Source organism: Curtobacterium sp. MCBA15_001 (assembly GCF_001864835.1).
In the GTDB taxonomy this organism is placed as follows: domain Bacteria; phylum Actinomycetota; class Actinomycetes; order Actinomycetales; family Microbacteriaceae; genus Curtobacterium.
The window spans coordinates 473,975-483,103 of record NZ_MJGI01000023.1 but is presented as its reverse complement, the minus strand read 5'-3'; the positions used below and the strand labels follow the sequence as shown (position 1 = coordinate 483,103).

The 9,129-nt window shown below is 73.4% G+C and carries 8 protein-coding genes; 5 read left to right on the top strand and 3 right to left on the bottom strand.

All coding sequences use genetic code 11. From position 1 onward, the window contains the following. Window positions 1-23: 23 nt before the first annotated feature. On the bottom strand, window positions 24-1,559 hold the full coding sequence (locus BIU90_RS11665; RefSeq protein ID WP_217640914.1) for a cell wall metabolism sensor histidine kinase WalK: 1,536 nt from the start codon (window positions 1,557-1,559) through the stop codon (window positions 24-26). A 20-nt stretch (window positions 1,560-1,579) separates the two neighbouring features. Then, window positions 1,580-2,314, bottom strand: coding sequence for a response regulator transcription factor (locus BIU90_RS11660; protein WP_217640917.1), 735 nt, complete (start codon window positions 2,312-2,314; stop codon window positions 1,580-1,582). A gap of 112 nt (window positions 2,315-2,426) precedes the next feature. On the opposite strand from BIU90_RS11660, the gene BIU90_RS11655 reads away from it, so the two are divergent. The 5 genes from BIU90_RS11655 (at window position 2,427) to BIU90_RS11635 (ending at window position 8,001) form a co-directional block, all read left to right on the top strand. Beyond that, a complete protein-coding gene (locus BIU90_RS11655; protein WP_071300412.1) occupies window positions 2,427-3,473 on the top strand; it encodes an acyl-CoA/acyl-ACP dehydrogenase in 1,047 nt (348 codons plus the stop codon). Further along, window positions 3,470-4,825: a bifunctional PIG-L family deacetylase/class I SAM-dependent methyltransferase gene (locus tag BIU90_RS11650; protein WP_254787027.1), complete on the top strand. Its 1,356-nt coding sequence runs from the start codon at window positions 3,470-3,472 to the stop codon at window positions 4,823-4,825. Before BIU90_RS11655 ends, BIU90_RS11650 begins: the two co-directional genes overlap by 4 nt. Further along, on the top strand, window positions 4,822-5,505 hold the full coding sequence (locus BIU90_RS11645; protein WP_071300320.1) for a glycosyltransferase family 2 protein: 684 nt from the start codon (window positions 4,822-4,824) through the stop codon (window positions 5,503-5,505). The genes BIU90_RS11650 and BIU90_RS11645 overlap by 4 nt, the downstream gene beginning before the upstream one ends. Before the next feature lie 121 nt (window positions 5,506-5,626). After that, window positions 5,627-7,159 carry an ABC transporter permease gene (locus BIU90_RS11640; protein ID WP_071300319.1) on the top strand — a complete coding sequence of 511 codons (1,533 nt, stop codon included), beginning with the start codon at window positions 5,627-5,629 and terminating at the stop codon, window positions 7,157-7,159. A 167-nt stretch (window positions 7,160-7,326) separates the two neighbouring features. Further along, on the top strand, window positions 7,327-8,001 hold the full coding sequence (locus BIU90_RS11635; RefSeq protein ID WP_071300411.1) for an ABC transporter ATP-binding protein: 675 nt from the start codon (window positions 7,327-7,329) through the stop codon (window positions 7,999-8,001). A gap of 88 nt (window positions 8,002-8,089) precedes the next feature. Here the strand turns inward: BIU90_RS11635 and BIU90_RS11630 are convergent, their stop codons facing one another. Beyond that, a complete protein-coding gene (locus tag BIU90_RS11630) occupies window positions 8,090-9,031 on the bottom strand; it encodes a hypothetical protein (protein WP_071300410.1) in 942 nt (313 codons plus the stop codon). Window positions 9,032-9,129: the final 98 nt, after the last annotated feature.

Below are 9,129 nucleotides of genomic sequence, written 5' to 3'. Positions count from 1 at the left end.
CCACCCACGCGCGATTCGACCTCCTACGCGCGATCCGGCACGTCGGCCCACGCGCCAGCAGCGCCAGCACCAGCGCCAGCGCCAGCACCACCAGCGACTACCGGCACCGCCTCCGCCGTCGCGGACGCGGCGGGCAGGTGCACCGTGAACACGGTGTCCCCCGGCTCGCTCGTCACCGCGACGGTGCCGCCGTGGGCCTGCACGACCGCGTCGACGATGGCGAGCCCGAGGCCGGTCGACCCCGCGCTCCGCGACCGCGAGCTGTCCGCCCGGGCGAACCGCTCGAACAGCTTCGGCAGGAACTCCGGGTCGATGCCCTGGCCGGTGTCGCGCACGGTCAGGTCGACGCCCGTCGGACCGGGCGTGATGCCGACGGTGATCCGGGTGCCGTCCGGGGTGTGGGTCCTGGCGTTCGTGACGAGGTTCACGATGACCTGGTGCAGCCGGGCCGCATCCCCCGGGACCACGACGGGCGACGCGGGCACGTCGACGTCGATGGGGTGCTCGGGGGACGCCGCGTGCGCGTCGTTGACCGCGTCGAACACCAGGCCGGTCAGGTCGACGTCGTCGAACTGGATCTCGCGGCCCTCGTCGAGTCGGGCGAGGAGCAGCAGGTCCTCGACCATGCTCGTCATGCGCAGCGACTCGGACTCGATCCGGCTCATCGCGTAGACGACGTCCTTCGGCAGGTCCCCACCCATGCGGCGGGTGAGCTCGGCGTACCCGCGCACCGAGGCCAGCGGGGTGCGGAGCTCGTGCGAGGCGTCCGCGACGAACTGGCGGACCTGCTGCTCCGAGCGCTCGCGAGCCTGCATGGCGCCGCCGATGTGCTCGAGCATCCGGTTGAAGGCCGTGCCGACGCGGCCGACCTCGGTGCGGGGGTCCGTGTCCGGCACGCGGACGCCGTCCAGCGCATCGCTGCGCTCGAGGGGCATCCGGGCGACCGTCGAGGCCGTCTCGGCGACGCGCTCCAGCGGCCGCAGTGACCGGCGGACGACGACGGCGGCGCCGAGGAACGCTGCGAGCAGGGCGAGCCCGGTGACCACGAGCACGACCGCGAGCAGCTTCCCGACGCTGGTGTAGACCGGCGCCATCGGCAGGCCGACCACCAGCACCGCGTTGCCGAGCACCGGGTTGTCGACCTGCTCCGCCGCGACCCGGTACCGCCCGAGGCCGCCGCCCAGGTCGATCGTCGACGGTGCCGTCCCGACCTTGACCTCGCCGAGCCGGCTCAGCTGCGCGGAGGCCAGGGTCGACCGGGAGCTGTCCTCGTTGAGGACGATGCCGCCCGCGCCACCACCGGCGACGTAGTACGCGGTCAGGGTCCCCGCCGCCTGCCCCAGCGGCTGCAGCGAGTCCTCGTCCGGCCGCTGCCCACCCGGGGACTGCTGCCCTTGGCCGAACTTCGTGCTGGCGCGGTTCGTGGCCTTCTGCAGCTGACTGTCGATCGCGCCCGTCTGGATCGAGGAGAGCGCGATGATGCTGCCCGCGCCGATGACCGCACTGACGGCGACGACGAGGGCGACGATGCTCAGGACGAGCCGGCGGCGCAGGGTCACGGGACGAAGACCTCGACCACTCAGGAGATCGGCTTGATGACGTACCCGACACCGCGCACGGTGTGGATCATCGGCTGTTCGCCGGCGTCGATCTTCTTGCGCAGGTAGGAGATGTAGATCTCCACGACGCTCGACTTGCCGCCGAAGTCGTACGACCACACGCGGTCCAGGATCTGCGCCTTCGACAGCACACGACGGGGGTTGCGCATCAGGAAGCGCAGCAGCTCGAACTCGGTCGCGGTCAGCTCGATCGGCCGACCGGCGCGGGAGACCTCGTAGGACTCCTCGTCGAGGACCAGGTCACCGACGACGATGCGCGAGTCACCGGCCTCGGAGACCGAGATCTGCGAGCGCCGGATCAGGCCACGCAGGCGCGCCACCACCTCTTCCAGCGAGAACGGCTTCGTGACGTAGTCGTCGCCGCCGGCGGTCAGGCCGGTCACGCGGTCCTCGACCGAGTCCTTCGCGGTGAGGAACAGCACGGGGGTGTCGTCGTTGTTCTGGCGCAGTCGGTTGAGCACCTGCAGGCCGTCGAGGTCCGGCATCATCACGTCGAGCACCATGGCGTCCGGCTTGAACTCGCGGGCCTTGGCGAGGGCGTCCTGCCCACCGTTCGCGCTGGTGACGTCCCAGCCCTCGTAGCGCAGCGCCATCGAGAGCAGGTCGGTGAGGCTGGCCTCGTCGTCGACGACGAGGATGCGCAACGGGGATCCGTCGGCACGTGTGAGGCGCGGGACTGCTTGCGGCTGGGAGATGGTCACGTCTTCGAGTATCGAGGGTTTCCTATGAGCGGTCTGTGGAGCGCCTCTCCTCGGTCTGTGGATGATCCGGCAGTCCCCGGAGGTCCCGCTCCGTAGCGTCGGTCGCATGATCCGTTCCACAGCCTGGCCCGCCGGTGCCACCGAGGTCGATGTCGCCGCCGTGGCCGACGCAGCCAGGAGGACCGGCCCGGCCCCGGCGGACCGGCTCGCGCTGGCACGGTCGCTCGGCTCCACGACCCCGCCCCTGTCCGCGGGCACGGCCGGGCGGGCGTTCGTCACGCTCGCGGCCGTCGCCGCGACCGACGTCGCGCTCGCCCGCACCGTCGAGCCGCACCTCGACGCGCTCGGCATCCTGGCGCAGGCGGGGGTCCCGGTGCCCGAGGGGTCGACGTGGGGCGTCTTCGCTGCCGAGGCTCCGGGGATGCGCCTCGCGGCGACACCGTCCGGGACCGACGATGCCGTGCTGCTCGACGGGACGAAGCCGTGGTGCTCGCTGGCGTCGTCACTGTCGCACGCGCTGGTCACCGCGCACGTGGGGGACGACCGCCAGCTGTTCGCGGTCGACCTGCGGCAGGCCGGTGTGACCCCACACGACGAGGCGTGGGTCGCGCGGGGCATGCCGGACGTCCCGAGCGGTCCGGTCGACTTCGCGGCGGTCACTGCTCACGCCGTCGGTGGTCCCGGCTGGTACCTCACCCGTCCGGGCTTCGCGTGGGGCGGCATCGGCGTGGCAGCATGCTGGTGGGGCGGAGCCGTCGGACTGGCGCGGGTCCTGCGCGAGCACGCCGCCGCACGGCCCGACTCCGAGTTGCTGCAGGTCGCGCTCGGTGCCGTCGTGGCCGACCTCGCCGATGCCGAGGACGCCCTGGCCGACGCCGCGGCGCAGATCGACGGCCGTGCCGCGGCGGGGATCGACGGCGACGCCACCGACTGGTCGCTCGTGGCGCAGACGGTCCGGTCGCGGGTCCGTCGCGCGGTGGACGCCGTCCGCACCAGGACCGTCGCTGCGCTCGGCCCCGCACCGCTGACCTCGGACCAGGCCGTCGCCGCACGGGTGGCCGACCTCGAGCTCTACGTCCTGCAGGACCACGGCGACCGCGACCTCGCCCGGATCGGCCGGACCGTCGTGCAGCGCGGCGGTGTCGCGTGGTGACCTTCGACCACCGCGAGCCCGGTACCGCACCCGCCGCGTGGACCACGTTCCTCGACACGCTCACACCCGAGCCGGTCGTGCTGACCGGGATCGACGCCGTGCTCGTCGTCGCCCCGCACCCCGACGACGAGACCCTCGGCGCGGGAGCCCTCATCGCCACGGCAGCGGACGCCGGCCTGCCCGTGCACGTCGTGCTGGTGTCCCTGGGCGAGGGCTCGCACCCGGACTCCCCCACGACCACGGCGTCCGCGCTGGCGACGATGCGGGCCGCGGAGTTCCGTGCTGCCCTCGCCGCGCTCCACCCCGACGTCACCGCGACAACGCTCGGCGTGCCCGACGTCGGCCTCCGCGAACAGCCGGACACCCTCCGCGACGCGCTGACCGCACGGCTCGACGCCACCCGGGGCCGGACGCTCCTGGTCGCGCCGTGGTCCGGCGACGGGCACCGCGACCACCGCGTGGCCGGCGAGGTCGCACAGCAGGTCGCAGCCGAGGACGACGGTGTGACGCTGCTGTCCTACCCGGTGTGGGCCTGGCACTGGGACGACGCCGCCGCACCGACCGCGCCGTGGTCGTCCGCCCGCGCGCTGCCGGTCGACCCCGCCGTGCTCGTCCGGAAGCGTGCCGCCCTGGCCGCCTACCGGTCCCAGGTGCTGCCGCTCTCGCCAGCGCCCGGCGACGAGGCCGTCGTCGACGAACGGCACGCAGCGCACCACCTGCGGACCGAGGAGTGGTTCTTCGCGGAGACACCGGCCGCGTCCCGCTCGCGGGAGTCCTTCGACGCGCACTACGACCGCAAGCCCGAGGGCTGGGACTTCGACGGCTCCTGGTACGAACGGCGCAAGCGAGCCGTGACCCTGGCCGCACTCCCCCGCGAGCGGTACCGAGCGGCCCTCGAGGTCGGCTGCGCGACCGGGGTCCTGACGGCAGCGCTGACCGACCGCGCCGACGCCGTCCTGGGCACCGACATCGCCGCCGCGCCCCTGGCCCGAGCCCGGACCCGCGCCCCTCGTGCCCGGTTCCTGCAGGCGGCCGTGCCCGAGGAGTGGCCCGCGGGGTCGTGGGACCTCGTCGTGCTGTCCGAGATCGGGTACTACCTGTCGCAGGCGGACCTCGACCGGACCATCGACCACGTGCTCGCCTCGCTGGCGGACGACGGCGTGCTCGTGGCCTGCCACTGGCGACACCCCGACGACGGGGCGGTGTCGAGCGGCGACGCGGTGGACGCCCGCCTGACCGAGCGCTGGCCGCGCCCCGCACTGGTCCGGCACGTCGAGGACGACTTCGTGCTGAGCGTCCTCCCCGGACCGAGCGTGACGTCGGTGGCACGCGCCGAAGGGCTGGCGCCGTGAGGATCGACGTCGTCGTGCCCGCGCACGACGAGCAGGACCGGATCGGGGCCTGCCTGGCCGCGCTCGACGTCGCCGTCGCCCGGCTCGCCGAGGCCCGACCGGACGTGTCGGTCGGCGTCACGGTGGTCCTCGACGGGTGCACCGACGACACTGCGGCGGTCGTGGACCGGCACCGGGTGCAGGTCGTCGTCACCGACCACGTCGGCGTCGGTCGCGCCCGGTCCCTCGGCGTGGCGAACGCGCTGACCGCACCCGACACACTGCTGACCGAGCACTGGCTCGCTCACACGGACGCCGACTCCCGCGTCGACCCGGACTGGCTCGTCCAGCAGGCGAGGGCCCTCGTCGAAGACGCACACGTGCTGGTCGGTGCCGTCGTGCCGGACCCCGCGGACCTGGCCCCGGAGGTCCTGGTCCGGTGGCGGACGGCCCACCCGCCCGGTGCGGCACTCGGTCACGTCCACGGCGCGAACCTCGGCGTCCGCGCCGACGCGTACCTGGCCCTCGGCGGGTTCGACCCCGTCCCGGAGCACGAGGACGTCCGGCTCGTCGAGCGTGCCCGCGCACTGGGGCTGCGCGTCCGGGCCACGACCGACCTGCCGGTGGTGACGAGCGGCCGCTTCGCCGGGCGCACACCCGGCGGCTACGCCGAGCACCTGCGCCAGACCTACGCTCCTTAGTCGGTTCATGGGCACGGCATGGCCCGGTCGTCGCCCGCGTCCCTAGCTTCTCCTCTCGTCGGCCCCGCCGCGCTCCCCCGGCGCGGTCGGTGACCACGAGCCGGCCCGACCGAGGAGAACCATGTTCCTGACCTACCTCAGGCGCGAACTCACGAACCGCACGAAGCAGACCGTCATCATCGCGAGCGGCATGGCCCTCGCCATCGCCCTGGTGGTGATCGTGTCCTCGATCGCCGGCGGCGTGAAGACCGCGCAGGCGAGCGTGCTGCAGTCCGTGTACGGCGTCGGGACCGACATCACCGTGACGAAGACCGAGACCCCCTCGTCGACGAACGGCGGGCGTCCGTCCTTCGACTTCGGCGACCAGGGCACGTCGGGCTCGGGCAGCACGGACCTGTCGCAGTCCCGGCTCGCGGTCGCCCGCGGCACGAGCACCCTCACTGCGGCGAACCTGGCCACCGTCCGGGCGACCGACGGTGTCAAGGCAGCCACCGGGGTGCTGACCCTGGAGAACAGCACGTTCTCGGGCTCGGTCCAGCAGGGCAGCGGCAGCTCGAGCAGCACCGGGACCGGCACCGGCACCACGCAGCAGGGTCCGCCGAGCGGCGACTCGGGCACGGGGGGCGGCGGATTCGGCGGCGGCTCCTTCAGCGTCGACTCGTTCACCGTGACGGGCATCCCCGTGACCGGCACGGCCGTCGGACCGCTCACCAGCACCGAGGTCACGAAGGGCCGCACCTTCACCAAGGCCGACGCCGGCAAGGACGTCGTCGTGCTCGACGCGGCGTACGCCACGAGCGAGTCGAAGGCCGTCGGGGACACCGTCACGATCGGCGGGAAGGACTTCTCCGTCATCGGGATCCTCGCGTCCACCGGCTCGGCGAGCACCACCGGCTCGAACACCTACGTCCCGCTCGACACCGCCCAGGCGCTCGCCGACCTCGACGGACAGGTCACCTCGGTGTACGTCTCCGCCACGTCCTCGTCCGACGTCGCGACCGTGAAGACCGCGCTGCAGAAGGCACTGTCGAGCGCGACGGTCTCCACCGAGGCCGACCTGGCGTCGAGCGTCTCGGGGTCGCTCGGCACCGCATCGGCGCTGGTGTCGAACCTCGGCACGTGGCTGTCCGTGGTCGTGCTGGCCGCGGCGTTCCTCATCGCGATCCTGTTCACGATCTCCGGCGTCACCCGACGGACCCGCGAGTTCGGCACCCTCAAGGCGATCGGCTGGTCGAACGGACGGATCACCCGCCAGGTCGCCGGCGAGTCCCTGGTGCAGGGCCTGATCGGCGGGGTGGTCGGCGCGGCCGTCGGCCTGCTCGGGATCCTCGTGGTGAACGTCATCGCCCCGACGATCTCGGCGAGCGCCACGACGAGCTCCCGCGGGCCGGGTGCCGGCGGCGGGATGCCCGGTGGCGCAGCGACGGCAGCAGCTGGCAGCGGCGCGGCCGGCGGCGCCCCCGCGGGTGGGTTCAGCGGCGGCGGAGCCAGCAGCGCCGCGACCACCGACGTCGTCCTGCACGCCCCGGTCACGGTCGAGATCGTCCTGCTCGCGGTCGGCCTGGCGGTCCTCGGCGGTCTGCTCGCCGGGGCACTCGGTGGCTGGCGTGCGAGCCGGCTCCGTCCGGCCGAGGCACTGCGGAGCGTCGGCTGATGCCCGAACCCGAGACCGAGACCAGGACCGAATCCGAGCCGAGCGCCATGAGTGCGACCGAGACCACCGAGACTCGCACCACCCCGACCACCCCGACCCGAGGAGCCACCGTGACCAGCACCGCCACCGCACCGTCCGCGAACGACGCGAGCCGGGCCTCCCGTCCGATGTACCGCCTGCGGAACGTGAGCAAGACGTACCGACAGGGGAAGCGGACCGTCACCGCGCTGACGGCCGTGGACCTGACCATCCCGCAGGGGCAGCTGGTGGCGGTGCAGGGGCCGACGGGCGGCGGCAAGTCGACGCTGCTCCAGATGCTCGGAGCGCTCGACCGTCCGACGGCCGGGTCGATCGAGTTCGGCGACCGGGACGTGGCGGCCCTCGGCGACGGGGCGCTGGCGGACCTGCGCGCCACCGCGATCGGCTTCGTGTTCCAGGGGTTCAACCTCATCCCGACCCTGACCGCGCTCGAGAACGTCGAGACCGCCTTCGCGGGGTCCCTGGCGAACCGTGCGCGGTCGGAGATCCGGCAGCGGGCGACGTCCGCGCTGCAGGAGGTCGGGCTCGGAGAGCGGCTCGACCACCTGCCCGCCGAGCTGTCGGGCGGCCAGCAGCAGCGCGTGGCGATCGCCCGTGCGCTGGTGAAGAACCCGACCGTGCTGCTGGCGGACGAGCCGACGGGCGCCCTCGACGAGGACACCCGCGACGAGATCATCGGCCTCATCGAGCGGCAGTGGCAGGACCGCGGGCTGACGGTCGTCATCGTGACGCACGACTCGTGGGTGGCGCGGCGCGCCGAGCGGCGTCTGCACCTCAAGCAGGGTCAGGTCCGCGACCTGTAGGCGGATCCGGCGCGTCCGGCGGATCCGCCGCGTCCGGCGCGTCCGGTCTGGAGGCTCGGTGCGCGTCCGGCGCGCACCGAGCCGTACGTCACGTGGTCGCGTCCCGGGGGTAGTCGCAGTACGCGAACCACGTCGAGTCGGGAGCCCACGGCGGGACGTTGACCGTGCCCTGCCCGCCCTCGAGCGTCACGAGCGTCTCGGGGACGACCGCGATCCGGGCGCCGCGGACCAGGACCCCGGGCAGCAGGCGGAGCTCCACCCGGTGGTCCGCCGGGTGCCCCTGCACGCCGGGCTCGTACGACAGGTAGAGCAGGTGTGCGCCGTCCGGCGAGGCGTGCGGGAACCAGTTGACGCGGTCGTCGTTCGTGATCCGCACCGGCTCGTCCGTGCCGGGGTGGCGGGCGACGAGCTGCGCGGTGCCGGGCGTGAAGACCTCGGAGTTCCAGACGAGCGTGTCGCCCGCGAACGAGCACCCGTCGGCGGGGAAGGCATCGCGGGTCAGGAACGTCGGCGTGCCCGTCGCCGGGTCGACGAGCGCCACGTCGGTCGTCCAGACGTCGTCCTCGGACAGCTCCCCCACGATCGCGGCCAGTGCGGACCCGTCCGGTGCGATGCCGTGCAGGTAGAACTTGCGGCGGACGGGCAGCGCGGACGCGGCGTCGGTGAGCTGCACGGTCGCACCGCCGGCGGGCAGCGGCACGCGGTACAGCTCGCCGTTGCGGGCGCTCACCACGACGGACTCCCCCGACGGGTCGAGCACGTGGTCGTTGTTGATCTCCTCGACGCCGTCCATCGGGACCGGCACGAGCGCGGTCTCGTCGAGGACGGTGCCCGGCGCGGGCAGGCGCAGCAGCCAGAGGTCGCCGTCGGCGTTGAGCACGAGGGTGTCGGCGTCGAGGACGTTCGGGGCCTCGACGAGCACGGTGTCGGACGCGAACACGAGGCGGCTCGCACGGGATACCACGTCGTACACGTGCACGCGACTGGTCTGGCCGGGCAGCAGCTGTCGGCCGCGGGTGGGGTCGGTCATGCGGTCCATCCTGTCGTTCGTCGTCGGTGTCGTCCGTCGTCGGTGTCGTCCGTCGTGCCGAACACAGCCCGAACCCTCCGCGGAAGCGACAGATCCCC